Source organism: Paenibacillus sp. FSL R7-0198, assembly GCF_038000415.1.
In the GTDB taxonomy this organism is placed as follows: domain Bacteria; phylum Bacillota; class Bacilli; order Paenibacillales; family Paenibacillaceae; genus Paenibacillus.
On record NZ_JBBOCB010000001.1, the window covers coordinates 2,077,693 to 2,099,350 of the forward strand.

General features: G+C 47.0%; 22 protein-coding genes. 4 read left to right on the forward strand and 18 right to left on the reverse strand.

Going from position 1 to position 21,658, the window contains the following annotated elements:
- Window positions 1–152 precede the first annotated feature (152 nt).
- The 12 genes from MKY87_RS08865 to MKY87_RS08920 form a co-directional block, all read right to left on the reverse strand.
- Entirely contained in the window at window positions 153–1,481 is a 1,329-nt protein-coding gene (locus MKY87_RS08865; protein WP_076252944.1) for a peptidase U32 family protein, read from the reverse strand.
- Between the two features lie 17 nt (window positions 1,482–1,498).
- Window positions 1,499–2,428, reverse strand: a complete 930-nt coding sequence (locus MKY87_RS08870; protein WP_340964028.1) for a peptidase U32 family protein — start codon at window positions 2,426–2,428, stop codon at window positions 1,499–1,501.
- Between the two features lie 14 nt (window positions 2,429–2,442).
- Window positions 2,443–3,483, reverse strand: coding sequence for an endolytic transglycosylase MltG (gene mltG, locus MKY87_RS08875; RefSeq protein ID WP_340964031.1), 1,041 nt, complete (start codon window positions 3,481–3,483; stop codon window positions 2,443–2,445).
- 75 nt (window positions 3,484–3,558) lie between these two features.
- The gene (locus MKY87_RS08880) at window positions 3,559–3,873 is read right to left on the reverse strand and encodes a DUF1292 domain-containing protein (protein WP_047844066.1); all 315 of its coding nucleotides are present in this window, start codon (window positions 3,871–3,873) and stop codon (window positions 3,559–3,561) included.
- Window positions 3,874–4,173, reverse strand: coding sequence for a DUF1292 domain-containing protein (locus tag MKY87_RS08885; RefSeq protein WP_017686820.1), 300 nt, complete (start codon window positions 4,171–4,173; stop codon window positions 3,874–3,876). It abuts the gene before it with no gap.
- Between the two features lie 12 nt (window positions 4,174–4,185).
- A complete protein-coding gene (ruvX, locus tag MKY87_RS08890) occupies window positions 4,186–4,602 on the reverse strand; it encodes a Holliday junction resolvase RuvX (RefSeq protein WP_062835871.1) in 417 nt (138 codons plus the stop codon).
- A gap of 125 nt (window positions 4,603–4,727) precedes the next feature.
- Entirely contained in the window at window positions 4,728–4,988 is a 261-nt protein-coding gene (locus tag MKY87_RS08895; protein ID WP_036616950.1) for an IreB family regulatory phosphoprotein, read from the reverse strand.
- A 243-nt stretch (window positions 4,989–5,231) separates the two neighbouring features.
- Window positions 5,232–7,862 carry an alanine--tRNA ligase gene (gene alaS / locus MKY87_RS08900; protein WP_340964033.1) on the reverse strand — a complete coding sequence of 877 codons (2,631 nt, stop codon included), beginning with the start codon at window positions 7,860–7,862 and terminating at the stop codon, window positions 5,232–5,234.
- 435 nt (window positions 7,863–8,297) lie between these two features.
- Window positions 8,298–9,365 (reverse strand): AI-2E family transporter, encoded by a 1,068-nt coding sequence (locus MKY87_RS08905; RefSeq protein ID WP_091027676.1) that lies wholly within the window; start codon window positions 9,363–9,365, stop codon window positions 8,298–8,300.
- A 292-nt stretch (window positions 9,366–9,657) separates the two neighbouring features.
- The gene (locus MKY87_RS08910; protein ID WP_017686815.1) at window positions 9,658–9,867 is read right to left on the reverse strand and encodes a hypothetical protein; all 210 of its coding nucleotides are present in this window, start codon (window positions 9,865–9,867) and stop codon (window positions 9,658–9,660) included.
- Window positions 9,868–9,877: 10 nt separating this feature from the next.
- A complete protein-coding gene (locus tag MKY87_RS08915; RefSeq protein WP_017686814.1) occupies window positions 9,878–10,399 on the reverse strand; it encodes a PRC-barrel domain-containing protein in 522 nt (173 codons plus the stop codon).
- A 164-nt stretch (window positions 10,400–10,563) separates the two neighbouring features.
- On the reverse strand, window positions 10,564–11,715 hold the full coding sequence (locus MKY87_RS08920; RefSeq protein WP_340964034.1) for a cysteine desulfurase family protein: 1,152 nt from the start codon (window positions 11,713–11,715) through the stop codon (window positions 10,564–10,566).
- A gap of 132 nt (window positions 11,716–11,847) precedes the next feature.
- Between MKY87_RS08920 and MKY87_RS08925 the strand changes: the two genes are divergently transcribed.
- Window positions 11,848–12,243, forward strand: a complete 396-nt coding sequence (locus tag MKY87_RS08925; protein WP_340913418.1) for a hypothetical protein — start codon at window positions 11,848–11,850, stop codon at window positions 12,241–12,243.
- Window positions 12,244–12,422: 179 nt separating this feature from the next.
- Here the strand turns inward: MKY87_RS08925 and cymR are convergent, their stop codons facing one another.
- On the reverse strand, window positions 12,423–12,842 hold the full coding sequence (gene cymR, locus MKY87_RS08930; RefSeq protein ID WP_076212458.1) for a cysteine metabolism transcriptional regulator CymR: 420 nt from the start codon (window positions 12,840–12,842) through the stop codon (window positions 12,423–12,425).
- Window positions 12,843–13,163: 321 nt separating this feature from the next.
- On the opposite strand from cymR, the gene mnmA reads away from it, so the two are divergent.
- The gene (gene mnmA, locus MKY87_RS08935; RefSeq protein WP_339789425.1) at window positions 13,164–14,288 is read left to right on the forward strand and encodes a tRNA 2-thiouridine(34) synthase MnmA; all 1,125 of its coding nucleotides are present in this window, start codon (window positions 13,164–13,166) and stop codon (window positions 14,286–14,288) included.
- A 131-nt stretch (window positions 14,289–14,419) separates the two neighbouring features.
- Here mnmA and crcB read toward each other — a convergent pair whose 3' ends face one another.
- The 4 genes from crcB to MKY87_RS08955 are packed head-to-tail and all read right to left on the reverse strand — an operon-like array spanning window position 14,420 to window position 17,451.
- Window positions 14,420–14,779 (reverse strand): fluoride efflux transporter CrcB, encoded by a 360-nt coding sequence (gene crcB, locus MKY87_RS08940; protein ID WP_340964036.1) that lies wholly within the window; start codon window positions 14,777–14,779, stop codon window positions 14,420–14,422.
- Window positions 14,776–15,177: a fluoride efflux transporter FluC gene (locus MKY87_RS08945; RefSeq protein WP_340964039.1), complete on the reverse strand. Its 402-nt coding sequence runs from the start codon at window positions 15,175–15,177 to the stop codon at window positions 14,776–14,778. Before MKY87_RS08945 ends, crcB begins: the two co-directional genes overlap by 4 nt.
- 33 nt (window positions 15,178–15,210) lie before the next feature.
- A complete protein-coding gene (locus MKY87_RS08950) occupies window positions 15,211–16,518 on the reverse strand; it encodes a replication-associated recombination protein A (protein ID WP_340964041.1) in 1,308 nt (435 codons plus the stop codon).
- A gap of 42 nt (window positions 16,519–16,560) precedes the next feature.
- A complete protein-coding gene (locus tag MKY87_RS08955; protein WP_340913413.1) occupies window positions 16,561–17,451 on the reverse strand; it encodes a LysR family transcriptional regulator in 891 nt (296 codons plus the stop codon).
- A 136-nt stretch (window positions 17,452–17,587) separates the two neighbouring features.
- On the opposite strand from MKY87_RS08955, the gene MKY87_RS08960 reads away from it, so the two are divergent.
- The gene (locus MKY87_RS08960) at window positions 17,588–18,331 is read left to right on the forward strand and encodes an SDR family NAD(P)-dependent oxidoreductase (protein ID WP_340964044.1); all 744 of its coding nucleotides are present in this window, start codon (window positions 17,588–17,590) and stop codon (window positions 18,329–18,331) included.
- Window positions 18,328–19,230, forward strand: a complete 903-nt coding sequence (locus tag MKY87_RS08965; protein WP_340964047.1) for a DMT family transporter — start codon at window positions 18,328–18,330, stop codon at window positions 19,228–19,230. Before MKY87_RS08960 ends, MKY87_RS08965 begins: the two co-directional genes overlap by 4 nt.
- 124 nt (window positions 19,231–19,354) lie before the next feature.
- On the opposite strand, the gene MKY87_RS08970 is transcribed toward MKY87_RS08965, so the two are convergent.
- On the reverse strand, window positions 19,355–21,535 hold the full coding sequence (locus tag MKY87_RS08970) for a HelD family protein (RefSeq protein ID WP_249911885.1): 2,181 nt from the start codon (window positions 21,533–21,535) through the stop codon (window positions 19,355–19,357).
- Between the last annotated feature and the right edge of the window lie 123 nt (window positions 21,536–21,658).

A 21,658-nucleotide genomic window follows, 5' to 3' on the forward strand; every position in this document is an offset into this window, starting at 1 on the left:
TTTCACTTTCCAGAAATATTTTACAACTTTATTCCTATTTTTCTATAAAAAAAAGACCCCCATCTGCCGATAAACGGAGGTCCCCATGTAAATTTCATAACACTATTTTGTTAAATCATAATACAATATTGACACATTATAGGTATTTGAGCCTACTTCTTTTTTCTCATCATATCGAAGTAAGAAACAGGTTGATCTACCTTCATTTTAATCAGTTGCAACGGGTGACGGGCTGCATCAAGAACATTGCCTTCTTCATCCTGTATTTCACCGACGACCTGTTTGAAAAAGTGACCTCCCGGACCGAAAAATTCAATTTCCTGTCCTGGTTTGAAGTGATTGCGCTGTTGAATAGTTGCCATTCCTGTTTCAGCATCGTACCCCATGACCAATCCAGCGAAGTCAAAAGGCACAGCTTTTTCTTCCGGTTCATAGATATGATCTTCATGGTCTGGTGTATCATAGAAAAATCCGGTATTCAACGGGCGATTTGCCGCTTTGTTCATTTCTTCAACCCATTCAGGTTTCAGAACATAATTCTCCGGGTCTGCCATATAGGCGTCAATGGCTTGACGGTATACGTTAACCACAGTTGCCACGTAGTGGATCGATTTCATACGTCCTTCGATCTTGAAACTGTCCACGCCCACATCAATCAACTCGGGAATATGGCCAATCATGCACAGATCCTTAGATCCCATGGAGAATGAATTATCCTGTTCCTGGAACAGAGGAAGCTGGTTCTCACCCAGTTTGAATGGCGCAGGTGCCTTCATCTGCATGTCCTCTTCGCTAACCCAAACCGTATCTTCTCTCGCATCCTCGAACAGATCATACTTCCAACGACAAGACTGGCAACAGCCACCCCGGTTGGAGTCCCGATCCGTAAAATGGTTGGAGAGCACACAACGTCCGGAATACGAAGAACACATCGCCCCGTGAATAAAGGCTTCAATTTCGATATCCACATTGGCCTTGATTTCTTCAATCTCTTCAAAGCTGGTCTCACGTCCGAGAACAACACGTGGAAGTCCTTCATCTTTCCAGAACTTCACGGCTTGCCAGTTAAGTGTGGATTGTTGAGTACTCAGATGTACCTCAAGGCCCGGCACAGCACGAAGGGCAACCTCAATAATAGCCGGATCAGCTACGATGATCGCAGAGATTCCCGCATTATAGAGGTTTTGCAGATATGTTTCGATCCCCTCAACATCCTCATTATGTGCATAGATGTTTGTCGCTACGAACACTTTGGCTCCATACTTTTTGGCAAACTCCACACCTTCACGCATCTCTTCAAAGCTGAAGTTATCCGCGTTGGAACGTAGTCCATAGGCCTGTCCACCGATATATACGGCATCTGCACCGTAATGGATTGCAAATTTCAGTTTTTCCAGATTACCCGCCGGAGCTAGCAGCTCCGGTTTGTCCAGACGGTTACGTTTACCCGAGAACTTCCGCTGTACCGCCACTGTTTCCATTCTGTTCACCTCGTCTATTAATACACTTGTTCTTTATAGAAAAATCCAAACGACAATTCACGTTCAGGGTCCTGTAACTTCCGCACCTCATCTAGCCACTCTTCAGAGAACGCATATGCATCAGCATCGGCTACATAACTGTCAATCGCTGTCCGATATGCACGTACAACAGCTTCATTGTAGGTAAGGGATTTTAACATACCTTCAATTTTGAAACTGTGCACACCCGCCTCCATCAACAGATGAAGATCTTCGAGGATACATATATCCTCTGAGCTCATAATGTGTGTACCGTTAATATCCTCGTAGATCGGGAATTTCTCATCCCGACGTTCAGCCTCGATCAGGAACAATCCCCGCTCTTTGCCCAGATGTCCCTCAACCTGCCGCCCTTGATGAGCCATATAACTTTGCACCAGACTGCGCTTGGAATGATAAATATTCGTCATGCCATGCACCTGAACCTGAGCTTCCACCTTCAGAAAAGGAACCATTTCCGTCAACTCGTCCATATTCAGCTCTCGGGCAAGTACAACGCGACTCGCTCCCTTGGTTCCCCAATAGTTGGCCGTCGCATAGTTCGTTGAAGTCATCTCCGCATTCCAGTGCAGCTTCACATGTGGTGCGTATTCCTTCATGGTAGCCAGCACGGATGGATCATTAAACTCCACACCATCAATACCAATTCTGCCAAGTGCTTGAACATATTCAGGCAATTCTTTTAACAGTTCGTTGGACATCAGATTAGTCATGGATACATACACACGCGCCTGATGTTTGGCTGCAATGGCAACCACCTCTGCTGTCTCTTCCACGCTAAAACTGCCTGGAAGACGCATGCCGAATCGATCATCTCCGATGACCAGAGCATCTGCTCCAGCCTGGAGCAGCACTTCTGCCTCTTTCACATTCGCTGCTGTAACGAGCAGTTCATGTTTCTTACTCATATAATCCCCTCCGCTTATTGCGCAGCCTTACTTTTGGCTATATTTTGCTGGTGTTCCTTATACGTTTTGGCAAATAGATGTCCGGATGACCCGTCCTTTTTCGTCACATAGAACAGATACTCCGAAGCTTCCGGATTTAGCGCTGCTTCAATGGACCGAAGACTTGGACTCGCAATTGGACCTGGTGGCAAGCCTTTATTCAGATACGTATTATACGGACTTTTCACCTTAAGATCTTTGTAAAACAATCGTTCCTTTGGCCTATCGAGCAGATATTGCACGGTAGCATCAATCTCCAGCTTCATATCCTGATTGATCCGATTGTAGATTACACCTGCAACCAGAGCACGCTCCTCGTCCACCACAACTTCTTTCTCCACGAGTGACGCAATCGTCAGCAGTTCATGCAGGGAAAGGTTCTTTTCCTGAAGCTTGGCTTCCAAATCAGGTATGGAATTGATCTTGGTCTGGAATTCTTCCAGCATCCGCTGCATCACATCATGCGTGGAACTTCCCTTTTTCAGTTCATACGTCTCCGGAAACAGATACCCTTCCAATACGTAGCGAAGTTCTTCATCCACTGGAATATCTTTGATAATATCTACATCGAAGGCCGAAGGATCATTGGCCAGCTTGATGAATTCATCCCGATCTACAACATGCTCATAAGAAAGCTTACCCGCCATTTGCAAAACGTTATAACCCTCCGGAATCGTAAATTTCACCATTTCCTCCGGTACAACTTCACCACTACTCAGCTTGCTAACAATCTCATCATATGTCACGCCAGGATTCATAGAATATGTACCCGCCATGAAATTAGAACCTAGTTTTTTCCACTTTAAATATCCTTTGAAGGTTAACCCGCTTCGAATGAGGCCTTCTTCTTGAAGCTGATCCGCGATTTTCGAAGTTCCCGATCCGCTCTTAATCTCGAATACGACCGGTTCTGTAGAAGCTTCCACGGGACGCATCATACTCCATACGTAACCGCCTGCACCACCGGCAAGAACTACAATGATAAGCAGTATGACTAAAATTACTTTCCCTTTCAAAAAAGAAACAACTCCTTTACACAACCAAAAAGAGCGGACTTCTCCGCCCTCCCGGTTTCTTCAATTTGAAGCTGATTAATCTTCGTCAATGGGGAGTGTACACTCATCATACAGCTCCGAGATGTTCTCCCACTCATCATCATCGTCGATCGTAACTAACTCTGGCATGATCTGGTCTTCACTTCCAGGTGATACCCGCAGAAGTTCAACCTCGTCATAAGGTCGCAACGAACTGCGGAGCACCGCGTACTGCTGACCGTTCACTTCGAACTCAGCCAACAAGTCATACGGTTGTGATTTACCGTTCTCTTCCTCGAGCTCAACATGAGCACCGAATGCCAGACGCAGTGAATCTGTCCATTTCAGGTCTTTGCGGCTATATTCCGTCATTTAGTTCGCTTCCTCTTCATCTTCAGCAAGAAATGTATTAAACGTCTCCTCGACGATATCCCATTCGGCATCATCTTGGATAACGAAAAGTTTGATATCGTCGCCCTCTTCTTCATAACGGAATGCATATACATCCGTTTCGCCATCTTCAGGTTCAACCGGAGCAACCATCATGTACTTGGCCTCCGAACCATCTACTTCAAACTTCATGATGACTTCGAATTCCTCTTCATTACCCTCGTCATCCGCAATGTAAATGATTTCCGCTTCTTCTTCCATACCCAGTTGATCTTCAGCCATTGTTGATCCCCCTCACCTTCTACTATTGGCATCCAAATAATTTTGCAAAATCAAGCTTGCGGCCATTTTGTCCACAACCTGCTTGCGTTTTTTCCGACTGACATCCGCTTCGATCAGCGTACGTTCTGCTGCCATGGTTGTCAGCCGTTCATCCCAAAGGTGAACAGGTAAATTCAGTTCATCCCGCAGGCGTTCGGCAAAAGCAATACATATCTCACCGCGCGGTCCTACGGTGCCGTTCATGTTTTTGGGAAGTCCGACTACGATCTCACTAATCTCATGCTCACGCACAAGTTCGGCAATCCGAGCGAACTCGCCTTCATCACGGCGGCGTTCTAGCACTTCCAATCCCTGGGCAGTCCAACCGAAGGCGTCACTCGCGGCAACTCCGATTCTTCGGTCCCCATAGTCCAAACCTAATATTTTCATCCATGCTCTCCCATCCTGGGGCCTGCTCAGGTCGATTCAACATCGCCTTCTCAAGCTTCAGGCTGTCTTCTGTCGGTTCATTTCCCGCTGCCTGCATAGCTGCAACACAGCGGAAGCGGCGTACATTACCGGTGATTGGCCAGATAGGAACGTACAAGCTCTTCAATCAGCTCATCGCGCTCCTTTTTACGGACCAGACTACGTGCATTGTTGTGACGAGGAATGTATGCCGGGTCTCCGGAAATCAGATACCCAACAATCTGGTTGATCGGATTATACTCCTTATCGACCAATGCATCATATACCGTGAGAAGAATCTCTTTGGATGATGCTTCCTGTTCGTCACCTTTCACATTAAATTTAACCGTCTTATCCATGGAGTCCATTGATGACACCTCGCTCCTGCATGAACATGGGGACCATGTCCTGCCGAATTGATTTCTGTTTATATAATAACATATTCTGACTGCCACAAGTAAACAAAGGATAAGGCAATTGTGTTTTTTGCTTGTCCTTTACTGGCTTCAGCAAATTTGCATCATTCGATTCCACACGCTCTCGGGTACAAAAAATAAACGAACAGAAGCATTTCGATTTATTTTTTGACGATTGAAAGCCACTCAATGGATTTATGCATTATGCCCGCTAACCAGCGAAACCGCCAGTTTCAGCGCTTCATCCAGCTTGCTAGCATCCTTGCCTCCGGCTTGCGCCATATCTGGACGTCCACCGCCACCGCCGCCGCATACTGCTGCGACTTCTTTGACGATTTTACCAGCGTGTAGTCCTTGTTTTACTTGTTCAGCAGGTACAGCTACAACAAAATTCACTTTGCCGTCCGCTGGAGCACCCAATACGAGTACCGCGTTAGGCAATTTTACTTTCAACTCATCTGCCACTGTACGCAATGCATCCATGTTCGGAGCATCTACGCGTGCTGCCAGCAATTGTGTATTTCCTGCTTGTACCACTTGTTCGGTCAATTGACCCGCTTCCATGGCACTCAGCTTGCTTTGCAGGGATTCAGTCTCTCTGGCTGCTTCTTTCAGTTGCAGGTTCAGACCTTCAATCCGTTTAGGTACATCAGCCACATTTGCTTTGAGCAGTGCTGCTGATTGCTTGAGCAGTTCCAACTGGCTTTCCACATACAGATATGCGCCACGGCCAGTTACAGCTTCGATCCGACGAACGCCGGAGCCGATTCCGCTCTCGCTCACCAGTTTGAAGATTCCAATCTCTGAAGTATTATTTACGTGACAGCCGCCACAAAGTTCCAAACTGTAGTCTCCAACTTGAACGACACGTACAATATCTCCATATTTTTCGCCAAACAGGGCCATCGCACCCATTTCTTTAGCTTCATCAATAGCTTTCAGCTCGATGTTCACGTTCAGACGATTCCAGATCTGTTCATTCACCTGACGTTCAATCTCTGTCAACTCTTCCGGTGTGATGCTCCCGAAGTGAGAGAAGTCGAACCGCAGACGCTGTGGCTCTACGAGCGATCCGGCCTGGTTTACGTGTGTGCCGAGCACATCTTTGAGTGCCTTGTGCAGCAAGTGAGTTGCTGTATGGTTTTTGATAATGTCGCCACGTTTCGCTGAATCCACTTCGGCGTTGATCACATCACCTACACGCAGTTCACCAGACTCCACAGTCACCAGATGTACATGTTGTCCGAGTGGAGCTTTGAACAAACCTTGTACCTTCGCTGTTACACCAGCACCTCGCAGCAAGCCCTGATCACTCACTTGACCGCCACTTTCCGCGTAGAACGGAGTCTTGTCCAGAACAACCTGACACGTCTGTCCTTCGCCTACAGATTCAACAAGGGCATCACCAGCTACGATGGCTACCACTTTTGCTTCCGTCAACAGGTCAGTATAACCAACAAACTCGCTTTTAACCTCCAGATCAGCAAGTGGTCCGCCTTGAACTTTCATGCTTTCGTTCTCTTGACGCCCAGCACGTCCAAGCTCACGTTGTTTCTGCATGGAAGCATCAAAACCTTCACGGTCCACAGTCAGACCATGCTCTGCAGCATAATCTTCTGTAAGGTCAAACGGGAAACCATACGTATCATACAGCTTGAAAGCTTCAGGTCCGCTAATAACCGTGCGTCCTTCGGATTTGGCTGTGCCGCTGATGTCAGCCAGAATAGCCAGACCATCTGTGAGTGTTTCGTGGAAACGCTCTTCCTCGGTTTTGATTACTTTTGCGATGAACTCCTGTTTGTCTACTACCTCAGGGTAGTACATACCCATCACTTCACCAACGGTTGTTGTCAATTCATACAGGAATGGACGGTCGAGTCCAAGCACTTTTCCATAACGAACTGCACGGCGAAGCAAGCGACGGATGACATATCCACGTCCTTCATTACTTGGCAGGACGCCATCACCTACTGCAAAGGCAACCGTACGGATATGATCGGCAATGACTTTTAGTGCAACATCGATCTCCACGCTGTCGTTATATTTCACACCCGCAAGAGCGGCTGTTCTTTGAATCATCGGTTGGAACAGGTCTGTGTCGAAGTTGGAATCAACATTTTGCAGAATGGAAGCAAAACGCTCCAAACCTGCACCTGTATCAATGTTTTTGTTAGGAAGCGGTGTGTAGCTACCATCTTTGTTATGGTTGAACTGGGAGAATACCAGATTCCATACTTCCAGATAACGTTCGTTTTCCCCACCTGGATACATTTCAGGATCACTCATGTCGTTACCATAAGCTTCGCCGCGGTCATAGAAGATCTCGGTACAAGGTCCACATGGGCCTTCGCCGATATCCCAGAAGTTTTCATCCAATTTGATGATACGTTCAGCAGGCAGTCCTACTTTTTCGTTCCACAGTTTGAATGCTTCTTCATCTTCCGGATATACCGTTACGGAAAGACGTTCCGGATCGAATCCGATCCACTCTTTGCTGGTCAAGAATTCCCACGCCCATGTTACGGTCTCTTCCTTGAAGTAATCTCCAATAGAGAAGTTGCCGAGCATTTCAAAGAACGTATGGTGACGACGCGTTTTGCCAACATTCTCGATATCATTGGTACGGATACATTTTTGGGAGTTCGCAAGGCGCGGGTTCTCCGGCTTTTCACGTCCGTCAAAATATGGTTTGAGTGGTGCCATACCTGCATTGATCCACAGAAGGGAAGGATCGTTGTGAGGCACGAGCGATGCGCTCGGCTCGATTTTGTGTCCTTTACTTGCAAAAAACTCTATCCATTTGGACCGGATTTCACTGGCTTTCATACTGGATGCCCCCATTAAATTATAATAGTCCGTTGCGTATTCGCTCCGGTTGGTCAACATTGTTTTTGTAAAAATAAACACAAAAAACGCCCCTGAATAATCAGGGACGATGTTATCGCGGTACCACCCTGGTTATTGCTGTTCATCCCTTGCTGCCCGGACAAACAAACAATCTCCTCGTTCATGCGAAATAACGGTCGCTCCCGGCAGGGTTGTCCTGCACTCCGAAATTAGCTTTCCGCCGCTTCATCTTTCAAGACTCTTCCAGCCATCAGCTCAGGCTCACCCTGATCTGAAGAAGTCTTTTCTCTGAGGAAAGGAACCCTCGGCGTACTTTATTTCATCATCGATTTCATGTTCTCAACATACACACTAATTATATCGGTAGCACAAGCGGGTGTCAACGCGGGCCAGTTGATGTTTTAAGTCTACTATTTAGTCGGTCCTTCGTTTGATGTAATAGGCAAAAAAGTGTTGCACAATCACCTTCAGTACGGCAAAAACGGGTACTGCCAGAATTAAACCTACAATGCCTGCCAGTTCACCTCCAACGAGCAGTGCAAATATAATCGACAGTGGGTGCAGATGCAAAGTACGTCCCACCACCTGAGGAGAAATAACGTTGCTCTCCAGCACCTGGCACAGTGTGTTCACAATGACAACCAGCAGCACCATTTTAAACGATACGGTTGATGCCATGACCACAGCAGGAGCAGCTCCAAGGAACGGTCCCAAGTAGGGCACAATGTTAAACACAGCTACAATGCTTGCAAGCAGCAGGGCATACGGCATATCAATGATGATATAACCAATGTAGGCAAAGATACCAACAATGACACAGACAATAAACTGTCCCCGAATGTAGTTCCCCAGTGCGGTATCGATCTCTTTCATCACCGAGACAATCGCTTTACGACGTGAACGCGGAAGATATGCCACAATGGTACGCTCGAATACCTCAAAGTCTTTTAACATGTAAAAGATCAGAAATGGCACGATAAACACATTAAATAACACATTAATGGTCGCCCCGATATTGTCCATGAGCACGGTAATTCCCTGAGTTAGTCGATCCTCCATCTGAAAAAACCAACTGTTCATGCCTGTTCGCACACTTGGCGGCATTAATTTGTGATCCATATTGTTCATCAGGCTCTGGGCACGCATGGATAGCTCAGGCATATGCTCGTTGAGTTCCCCCAGCTGTTCAATCAATACCGGAATGACATTCATCAGAATGACACCGAGACAGGTCAGGAAAAAGGCATATATGAGGAGTACCGCAATCGTACGAGGCACCTTGCGCCCTCCCAGCATGCTGACAATCGGATTAAGTACATAGGATATGATAAGAGCTACGATAAAGGGCGCCAGCACTGTTTTCAGGAACGCATATATGTGAAGCAGTAAAGGCCGCAGCAGCCATATAAAATATAAAATAATCAATCCGAGCAGCAGCCAGATTGCGTAACGGAACAGCTTGTTTTTGGTTAATTGCTCCACTTGTATCTCTCCTTTTGGACTGGCTCTGAGAGTCAGTATATGTAGGAAAGGTAATATTTATTAACAAAGCGCAGAAGTGGAAGGAGCAATCCGAACTTTTTTTCTCAAACCAAAAAACGCCTCCTTCATCAGAGAAGGAAGCGCATTTTGCAGTATAGGATAGCATATAATCATACATACACCAACCGAACCACTATGTAACCGCATCTATATACATCTGCCAACAATTAACGACAGCCTCTCATGACAGACATTGTCATGAAACCGCATATAGAGGAAGTTATTCTGCTTATTAAGAAGAAGCGTGAAGATGAGGGAAGTCTTGTGGCAGCTCGTCCCCGAAAAACAGATCATCCAGGGAACTCAGCGTACCGTCTTCTTCCACCTGATATACAGACATTTTCTCACCGTTCACCGTTAATTCAATAAAGCATCCCCAGCAATAAAACTGGTGGGAACCAATTTTCCCGATATCTTTGGAACTACAGTTTGGACATTTCATATTCATTCACCTATCCATTAACAGAATGAATGGCATTTTCCAAGCGTTGTTCACTCAGAGACGGCACCATAATGGCACTTTCCCCGATGGACATATCGCTTGTACATGGCAGCCATTTGCGGCCCTCGATCAGATCGGACACAAAACCGTCCGTAATTTCAATCCCTATTATTGTATTTCCCAACTCTTGGTCAAAATAAACATCGGAGACACGCCCGAGCAGCAAACCTTCTTCGGTGAGCACGGACATCTCCTTCAATTTAGACCGACCGAGGAGGTACGTGTATTTTATGTCGTCGGCTCCCGTCTTGCGGACAGCCTGTTGATTACGGATCATGACGGCATCTTCGCCGTAGGCAACGATATCTTGCCACTGCACGATTTTGACATGATTGGTAAACAGACCTTTGTTCTCAAGCTCAATGCCTTCGATCTCCCAATCATCATTCACAATGAAATCCTGGATTTTACCGACCTGCTTCCCGTCCTCAACATCAAAAACGGCAAGTCCGATCATTTCCTGAAGCTTCATCGCTGGGTCCCCCTCATCTTCTTATCATTAAATAGGCGCGGCGCTATTGCTAGGTATGCCCAAAGTTGATGAGTGGCAATCAGACGCCGATCATCAAAACCGCTTCTATCCAACCGATGAAATGGAACTTCTTCCCTCCTTCTGTTCCATGTGTAAAGTTCCCCTTAGGGTCTATTACGCAGACGTCCAAGAATGGTTCCAATTTTTTCGGCGGTTATCATGATTTCTTCCGTAGTATTACCCAATCCCCAGCTAAATCGAATCGCAGAGTGTAAAAATGTTTCAGGTAATTTCATCGCTTTCAGCACATGAGAGACTTCAAGTGACCCGGAAGTGCAGGCAGAACCGCTTGCAACAGCAATCCCTTCCATATCCAGATTCATTAACATCGTCTCTGTGGACACTTCCGGAAAGCTGATATTCAGGATGTTTGGCAGCGTATGCTCCAGATGTCCATTCACGTGAAAGTGCTCCGTACCCACATGAATTTCAAGCTGTTCCAACAAAAGTTTACGCAATTCCAAATCATGCTGACGATGCACCTCCGTTTGAGCTGATGCAATCTTGAGAGCCTCTGCAAATCCGGTAATACCTGCGATATTTTCCGTACCAGCGCGCCGCTGACGCTCTTGCAATCCACCGTGAGCTCTTGCTTCCAGCACAATTCCTCGTCGTACATAGAGTGCACCTACGCCCTGAGGTCCATTGATTTTATGCGCTGAGAAGCTGATCAGATCCACAGGCAGTTCCTTACAGGAAATATTCTGGCTGCCCAGAGCCTGAACTGCATCGGTATGGAAAATGATATTATGCTGACGGGCAAGCTCACCCACCTCGCGGATAGGCTGAATCGTGCCTACTTCATTGTTGGCATACATCATGGTGATTAATACCGTATCTGGTCGAATGGCCTCTTTTAGCTCATCCAGATTAATTCGTCCATAACGATCAACAGATAGATAGGTTACTTCATAACCTTGCCGCTCCAATTCCTGACACGTATGCAATACAGCATGGTGCTCAATTGCGGTCGTGATGACGTGTTTCCCCTTATCCTGCCTTGTTGAGACTGCTCCGAAAATCGCCAGATTATCACTCTCCGTGCCACCTCCGGTAAATACCAATTCGTCCGGGAAACAGCCCAAAGACGCCGCAATGACATCCCTTGCTCCGCTGACAGTCCGTTTGGCCTCACGCCCAAAAGCATGGATACTTGATGCATTGCCATATTGCCCTGTCATGACGTTCATCATCGCTTCTGCGACTTGTGGATGCATAGGTGTCGATGCGGCGTGATCCAAATAAATTCGTTTCATTTATCTTCACCCCGTTATATGTTAAATTTCTATCTCATGGCAAACTGTCAAAATTGGAAACTGAAACGGATGCTCTATTGTCACATCTTCGTGTATAATGTTATATATCCATTTCAAAAAGGAGAGAGAGACATGAGTGACCCCATTCTCGGGCAGATTCTGAATCAGCTTCAACAAATGGACAAACGATTCGACAGTATTGATGGACATCTTGGAAAAATAGACCACCGGCTTGATGCTATGGAAGAGAGGCTCGGTGCCGTAGAGAGCAGACTAGACACTGTCGATGACAGACTGAATACCATGGAAAGCAGATTGGACACCATTGAGGAACAAACTAAAAACATTCCACTTCTTCAACAAGCTGTTCTGGAAACATTGACAGTTACGAAACGTCTTGACGCTTCCCAATCCGCCTCTGAACGCAAAGTAACTACCGAATTGAATACCCATCAGCACAGCATTGATATTTTGAATCGCCGTCAGTTACGCATGGAAGCTGATATAGAAACTTTAAAAAGTCGCTGATTTACAAGTGATCCAGTTAGGTTCACACTGACCATCTTGTAAATCCCGCGGCTGAATACATAGCCCTGCTCAATTAAAATAATCTGTAGAAATTGAAGAACAGAACAAAGTACCCATTGGCATGTCTAAAGCCCCCAAGTTGGGGGCTTTATTGTGTTCTGTGATGCGAATTAATGATCTTAAATATAGAACATGTAGCTGTCTTTTTTGTCCTGATCCTGGAAGGTAATCAGGTCTTTCAGTGTTGTGGAATCCAACACTTCCGCAATGCCGTCACGAATACGCAACCAGAGATCACGTTTCGCCGGATCATCTTCCTCTGTGAAATCTACTGGAGAGATTGGCCCTTCCAGTACACGGATTACATCGCCTGCAGTCACGGTTGCAGGATCACCCGCAAGGATATAACCGCCGTAAGCACCTCTAATACTTTTCACCAGTCCTGCATTACGTAGTGGAGCAATCAGTTGCTCCAGGTAATGCTCCGAAAGCTGGTTGCGCTCGGCAATGCTTTTAAGTGATGTAGGGCCTTCGCCTGTTCTGGCAGCAAGCTCCATCATGATTGTGAGGCCGTAACGGCCTTTTGTCGATATTTTCAAAGGAGTCACCTCTTTCAATTTTCAGAAACGATTGGAAACTTTATATTTAATCCTATGGTCCATGACCGTATGTTTCACGATCTGTTCACAGCGGAGATGCATTGAGATTAGCATAAACCTTCTAATCCTCCGTATTCCGATCATAACCCTCAGCTAATGTTAACATATCTGCATGCTTTATGGAAAAGAAAGATTGACGATATTCCAAAATGTGCGCCTCTGGTGGACACTATCCAAAATTGGCCGGGTGTATCGTATCTTGAGTCCGGTTATGCTAGAATAAGAAACGAAACACATTTATATATAGAAATGGTGATAACGATGTCCAAAACAATTGAAAATACACGGGTCGTCGTTGGCATGTCCGGAGGTGTCGATTCTTCCGTTACCGCACTGCTGCTGAAAGAGCAGGGGTACGATGTCATCGGCATTTTCATGAAAAACTGGGATGACACCGACGAGTTCGGCCACTGTACCGCTGAAGAAGATTCAGAGGATGTACGCCGCGTATGTGAACAGATCGGCATTCCTTACTACACTGTCAACTTCGAGAAAGAATATTTTGATAAAGTATTTACCTATTTCCTTGATGAATATAAGTCGGGTCGCACGCCAAATCCGGATGTCATGTGTAATCGTGAGATCAAATTTGGTGAATTCCTGAACAAAGCTCTGGATCTCGGCGCAGATTATGTAGCTACAGGACACTATGCTCGCCTGATTAAAGAAGATGGCACACTCAAGTTGCTTCGTGGTGTGGACAACAATAAGGATCAAACGTATTTCCTTAACGCACTCAATCAGAACCAGCTGTCCAAAGCCATGTTCCCGATTGGTCATCTGCCCAAACCGGAAGTACGCAAAATCGCAGAAGCGGCTGGTTTGTATACTGCCAAGAAAAAAGACAGCACAGGTGTCTGCTTCATCGGTGAGCGTAATTTCAAAGAGTTCCTGAGTAACTATCTGCCTGCCAAAGGTGGAGACATGGTTGATATCGCAACCGGTGAAGTCAAAGGTCGTCATGACGGTCTGATGTACTACACACTTGGACAACGCCAAGGTCTTGGCATTGGTGGTTCCGGCAATGGTGAACCCTGGTTCGTTGCAGACAAGAATCTGGAGAAAAATCAATTACTTGTTGTTCAGGGCGATGCCCATGCAAGCCTGTACTCCACGGGTCTAACCGCAACGGGTGTGAACTGGATTGCCGGTGCAGAGCACATGCCTAATGTGCCATTCCGTTGTACTGCCAAATTCCGCTATCGTCAGCCGGATCAAGGTGTTACATTGACCTGGCAGGAAGATGGAAGTGTGGATGTACAATTTGATCAGCAGCAAAAAGCCATTACACCAGGACAAGCCGTTGTTTTCTACGACGGAGAGGTCTGCCTGGGTGGGGGTACGATCGATCAGGTGCAAAAGGTACCTGTACCCGCAATGCAATAATAGAGCTTGTCCATTAAAATGCGGATTATACACAATACCGTGTATCCCTATTAAAAAAGCCGTCTTTCATGTATACCATGAAGGATGGCTTTTTTCCTGCTTTTCTTTGCAAAAAAATTAAAAATAGTTCGTTATGCAGTCAACCAGACGCCTGCCAAGGAGGCCAACACCCCAACTACAACCGAACTGACGACGTAGAGCGCCGCGCTTGCATATCGTTGTCGACCGATAAGTCCTAACGTTTCATAGCCAAAGGTGGAGAACGTGGTGTACGCACCGCAGAACCCGGTTCCCCAGATCACCCAGATTCCATCTGAGATCATTGCAGATTGATGCCACCCGTATAACAGCCCAAGCAGCAGTGAACCACTGATGTTGATGATCCATGTTCCCCATGGAAAAGCCGTTCCCAGCAAGCCAGAGACCCATTTTCCCAGACTGAAACGCAGTACCGCACCCAGTACACCTGCAAAACCAATCCACAGGATCATGAGGCATCACCCTCTTGTCTTTGTGCTCCCAACATACGATGTCCAAGGCTCATTCCCAGCGCACAGAGCAACACCCCTGCCAACAGACTTACGATCATATAAATAGCGGCACTGATCCATTCGCCCCCTTCGGATAAACGAACAATATCCAGTGTAAACGTGGAGAATGTTGTAAATGCGCCAGTAAAACCTGTGCCAATCGCCAGTCGAAGTTGTGGTGTTATTTTGCCTGGAACAGCTATGGTAAAGAACCACCCTAAAAAAAGACTGCCCATCGCATTGATTAACAGCACTGCCCAAGGGAACCCCCCATGGACAGTTGGTATCGCCAACTGTATGGCATATCGGGTCACTGTTCCGAGAAATCCACCTGCCCCTATATACAAAAGCTCTTTCATGTTATGTGCATCTCCCGAGTGATCTGACTGATCTTACAAATCCCTACGCCGCTGTTGGTTTAACCTAATCTTCGATTCGTTCCCCTGCTCCGTGGCCTCATAGAATACTCTCCGTGAGAGCTGCTTCGGCAAATATTCTTGTTTCACGTAATGCCCCGGATAGTTGTGTGGATATTGATAACCCTCATGTCCGAGCTTCACGGCACCCGAGTAATGCGTATCTCGCAAGTGAAGCGGAACTTCTGCCGATTTCACCTCATCAATGGCGTTCATGGCTTTGGAAATGGCGGTATACACCGCATTGGATTTTGGACTTTCGACCGCAAACAGAATCGCTTGTGCAATGTTCAGCTTGGCTTCGGGCCAGCCGTTATTTCGGTACGCATCAAGTGCTCCAATCGCCTGAGTCATGGCTTGCGGGTTCGCAAGTCCAATATCTTCACTGCTCGCTGCAATCAGACGCCGAATGAAGGTCATCGGGTCCATGCCGAGCTTCTCCACCGCGTATAGAAACCAGAACAGCGCCGCATCACTGGAACCCCGAATGCTCTTGTGAAATGCAGACAGCACATCATACTGGGTGGATTCATCTGCCTTCACAATGGGGCGTCGAATAGACTCTTCTGCCACACCAAGCGTAATATGAATGGACCCATCCTTCTCCGGTGGCGTCGTCAACGCAGCCAGTTCAAGCGCGTTAAGCGCACGTCGAATATCCCCATTGGCCATCGTAGCAATATGCTCAAGCGCCTCATCGTCCGCCTGCAGTTCCATGAACCCCAGACCTTTGTCCGCATCACTCAATGCTCTGCGCATTGCAATTAGGGAATGATCCTTATTTAGCGATTCTAGCTGGAACAGAGTAGAACGGCTCATCAAGGCTCCATTGACATAATGAAAGGGATTCTCTGTTGTTGCGCCGATAAAAATAATCGTGCCCTTTTCTACCGCTGGCAATAGCGCATCCTGACGTGAACTGTTAAACCGATGTACCTCGTCGAGGAATAGAATGGTTTTGGTTCCATACAGCTGTTTATTCGTTTGCGCCTGTTCGATGACTTCACGCACATCCTTGACGGAAGCTTCCACTGCATTCAGTCGAACGAACTGTCCTTGCGTTTGCTGAGAAATAATATGTGCAAGGGTTGTCTTACCGCATCCCGGAGGGCCGTATAACAAGATGGATGAAATCTGATCAGCCTCAATGGCGCGCCGGAGCAATTTCCCCGGTCCAATAATATGTTCCTGTCCAATATATTCATCCAGATGCTCTGGCCGCATGCGGTCTGCGAGCAATCTAGCTTGTGATTTTGAGTCTTGCTGAAACGAAAATAAATCCATTGCTCATCACTTCCTTAACGGATTGCCTTGCCTTGAATACAATTACACTTCTGATGGTTCTCCACTCTCTATCATATCATACTCTCGCGGTAACATAGCCATAAATGCATGAAGTGCACTGCTGACAAAGGCATCCTTGCGAGTAATAAAATGAGTCATCATACGATTCATACCGACGGGGAGTGTGTGCGTGCGCAGTAATCCATTTTCGATCTGATGCCTAATCACAATCTCTGGTAATAAGGAAATTCCCATACCTGAAGTAACCCCACTAATAATCGCTTCAAGGGTTCCGAATTCCATAATTACTGGGCGGGTAACACCACCCACCTCTAACCATTCCTCCAAAACCTGACGATAGGAACACCCCATGCTGTAGACAAGAATGGGTTTACTCTTAAGATCTTCATCCGTAGGACCCATACCAGAATAGACAACAAATAGTTCCTCATCAAATATGGGAATAGAAACGATATCAGGATGATCACAGGGACAGCCTATAAATGCTCCCTCCAATTCATACCCAATAACCTGATCCATAAGCATCTGCGAATTACCAGTAACCAGTGACAAGGAGACATCTGGATACTGTTTATAATATCTGACGAAAAGTTCAGGTAGTCGCACGGCCGCCGCGGTTTGTGTAGACCCTATTCGCATTGGACCCGATGGTGTGCTCGTCGCCCGAAGTGCCTTGGAAGCATCATTCAGCAAACCAATAATTTTATCTGCATAGGTCAGCAACATTTCTCCGGCTGGAGATAACGTCATGCCTCGGTTATGACGAATGAACAACGTTGTACCTACTTCTGCTTCCAGATGCCGGATTCGTGCCGTTACGTTGGATTGCACATACCCCAGTTTAGAAGCAGCTTTGGTCAGATTCCCTTCCTGTGCAACACACTGAAATATCCTAAGATCCCCGCTCTCCATGGTCCCTCCACTCTGACATCATTCAAAATGATATCCGATTCATTACCAATCATTATACTTCATGTGTAAACCGGACTACAATTCATGTAGATCCCAAACCAGTCATCTGACTGGATGATGATAAGGAGTGTTCAGCATGACATACTGGAAAAATAGAGTTGCTCTGATCACAGGTGGCGGAACAGGCATAGGCCGTGCTGTAAGTCTGATACTAGCCGAGCGTGGAGCGTCGGTTGCCATCAACTACTCCCGCTCACGAGATGCAGCAAACGATACAGTCCAACACATTTTGGATTCAGGAGGCAATGCATTCGCCGTTCAAGCCAATGTAGCCAATGATCTTGATATCCGGCGGATGGTCACTACAATAACTGAAACCTACGGCCCAATCACTGCACTTGTAAATAACGCCGGAATCACGCACCATATCCCCATGCACGATCTGGAGTCTGTTACAGATGACGTCTGGAATGAGCTGCTTGATGTGAATGTGAAAGGCATGTTTCATTGCGCTCGTGCAGTGACGGAAGGTATGAGACAGGCTGGCGCTGGTTCTGTCGTAAATCTGGGCAGTATCGCAGGCAGTACGGGTTCGGGCTCATCCCTTCCTTACGCCGTCTCCAAAGCGGCAGTTCATGGTCTGACCTTATCACTTGCGCACGCACTCTCACCACACATTCGGGTGAATGCTATCGTCCCTGGCGCAGTTGCGACAAGGTGGTGGGCTGGAAACGAGGAGCGAATGTATCGTCTTGGTGGAGAAGTGTTATTACAACATATTGCCTCACCTGAAGATATCGCACACATGATCTGTGCTGCGCTTGAACAGCAATCCATGACCGGGCAGCTAATTACTGTAGATAGCGGACAGACGTTATGAGCTCCATTCATGTTAAAGATACCCGGATCATAAAACCATTGAAATATACACTATTGATCATTTTGACAACGCTAATCATGGGTACTTCTTTTCCAGTTGGCAAGATCGGCATGTTATATGCCCCACCTTTCCTGCTCATGGGCTTACGTTATATACTGGCAGGTGGCTTGATGGCCTTGTTCCTTCGTAAACGTCCTTTGCCTACCGGATGGCAGGCTTGGTTGAAAATAATCCTCATTGGTCTGTTCCAATCCGCAGGAGTGATGGGCTGCGCCTACTACAGCATGAACTGGATTACATCTGGGGAATCCGCCATTATTACGTTTACCAATCCGCTACTGGTCATTATCCTCAGTGCTCTCTTATATAGAGTGACCTACCGTTTCAGTCAGTGGATCGGTGTTATACTCGGTTTCATCGGGATAATGTTAACTTTTGGGTGGCAGATGAGCTTTAGCCCCGGAACCTGGATTGGATTTGGTGGAGCGATTTCCTTTGCCGTGTCCACATTGCTCATCAAACGCTGGGGTAATGGCTATGATACTTTTGTCTTAACAGCCTATCAGATGCTTGCTGGAGGTGCTGCGTTGCTTCTGCTGAGCGTATGGACTGAACAGCCTCACTTTATAATGAATACCACCTCGGTTATGGCGCTGCTCTGGTTAACGCTTGTTTGCTCCATCATTCAGTTTTCACTCTGGTTTTACCTGCTGCAGAATAGTGACCCAGCCCAAACCAGTTCGTATCTGTTTCTGGCACCGTTCTTTGGTGTACTATCGAGTTGGATTTTGCTGGGAGAGCACGTTCAGTGGTTTGCATTGGCAGGCGGTTTATTTATTGGTGTTGGTATATTCCTGGTGAACCGTCGCTCATCCAGAATGAGAAATAGAGTAACATAACTTGAACTTCTTCATCGTTCTTCCTTGGAAGATTAATCATTTCTCGCACAAAAGCAAAAAAAGGCATGCGCTTATGGGACTTTCCCATGAACGTCATGCCTTTTGTTGTATAAGTAAACTCTATCTAACCAAGCTCTGGCCAACCCTGAATGGTTACAGGTTCGCCATCGGGATTATGTGTTGCAGCCGCATAGATCGGCAGTACACCGTCATGGAACAACCACAATTCGTGCAAGGCCCGTGTACAACCAACGTACAACAGCTTTGCATCACCCGCATTTGGCAAATAATGCTTCTGGTCTACGTCTGCCACAATAACGGCATCAAACTCCAACCCTTTGGACAAGTAGACCGGTAAAACGGAGTGTCCACCCGTGTACTGCTTTTTGCCACCATCGATCAGGTTTAGATCCCAGCCTGCGTCCTGAAGTTCACGATGAAGTTCCTCTGCTTCATGCAGTGTACGGGTCAGGATGGAGACTGTTCGGTAGTCTTTGACCGTTAACACCTTCAAAGCCTGCTCCAGACTCGCCGTCCGCCCTTCGCCTCCATAAGCCAACGTCCGAACCGGATCACCACTCCGGAAAACAGGAATCGCCGTAATTCCGCTCTTGACGCCACGTTCCAGAATCGTATTGGCATAATCGATAATTTCCATCGTCGAACGATAACTTCGGGTCAATGCAAAGTATGCATTCTGTTCCTCAGGAAACAGAGAACTCATCTCTTCCCACGCATGAACACCACGGTACTCATGAATGCCTTGAGACAAGTCACCCAGTATAGTGAAGGAATGCCCTTTGACGAACTGATCCAATAACGCCACATGAAAAGGAGAAAAGTCCTGTGCTTCATCAATCACGACATGATCGAACCGCTCCGAACCCTCAATATCATGGACCAATGTATGAATGTATACCAATGCAGGCAGATCCTCTTCACGGACGATATCCTGCTTCAGATCTGCTGCCGTTTGTTTCATGACTAGTTTTGGAATAAGCCCGCTGAGCGAGGCTGGCACAGAGCCACCCTTTGCAGCTTTGAACAGCTGTTTATATAACGTAAGCGGCTCGTATTGAGGCCATTTTTTGGCATAAGCTTTCTCACGAGTAGACGCTTTTTTCTTGCGTTCTTTGCGCACAGCTTCTGGCATCGGCTTCTTAAGTTCCATCTCAATCCAGCGGTGAACCCGCGCCATGACCCGTTCTTTGCGTTTGGCCAGCGGATAATGTTTGTATTCCTCACCGAACCAGTTCTCAATCTCCGTCTTGCTAAGCACCTTACCATCCCATGGACTGAAGTCCATATCCGGTACGGAATCCGCTTCCATCCCCGAGAGCCACTCTCGAATAAGCTCCATGAAACGGATCGATCCTTTGTAACGTCCAGGTACATCATCATTCAATTCAGGCCGGGCATCAGGTGTTTCGAACCAGGTGTTCAAAGTATCCGACGTATTCGCCAAAGGCATTTCCAGCCCCAGCAGATTCATCGCCCAATCCGGGAATGTCCGCTGCTGAATATCCCCTACTCCGAGTTCCGGAAGCACATCCGAGATGTAATCCAGGAACATGTGGTTGGGCGCAAAAATAACCATCTTCTCCGCAGATACCTGCTCCTTGTACTGATACAGCAAAAAGGCAAGCCGATGCAGGGCAACCGTTGTTTTCCCGGATCCAGCTACACCCTGAATGATCAATGCGGTGTTTCTCGCCGCACGAATGATCAGATCCTGCTCCGCCTGAATCGTAGATACGATGTCACGGAGTTTGTTATCCTTGTTCTCTCCCAGACGATAAACGAGGAATTCATCTGATACCGCTGGCTGGTCGCTGTCACGGTTATATGTATCCGCCACACGTTCCAATATCCGCTGTCGAATGACAACGTTTCGTTTCAGGTATACCAGACCTTCAATAAGCCCTTCAGGGGCTTCATACGTAGCGGAGGCTTCGCCTCCGGTAAATGAGTAAAACAGGCTGGCGACAGGAGCACGCCAGTCGATGACGAGCGGATGCTCTCCCACCTCTTCGCGGTCTACGCCGATTTTGCCAATATACAGCGGTTTCCGTGCACCACTGCCCTGTTCTTCGAAATCCAAGCGTCCGAAATAGGGTTGCTGCGCGCTCTTGGACAAGGCGGTGCGGCGCTCTTCGCGTCCAGCTTCCAGCACTTGTTCTGTGAAGTCGTGGCCGGTATACACCGGAATGTTCTGCAGTCGTTCCAGCTGACTGTCCACTTCCTCCATCGTTCGCTCTAACCTGTACTCTTCTTCTTGATAGGCACTTTGAAAGCTGTCTGACATGTTTCAGTTACCTCCTAAGAATATGTTTTGCTCTGCATCACCTAGATCTGGAAATACAAAAGGATACTTACTATATCACATAGGGCAATTGAAAGCCACATCCGTTTTGCTGGCTTACTTTTG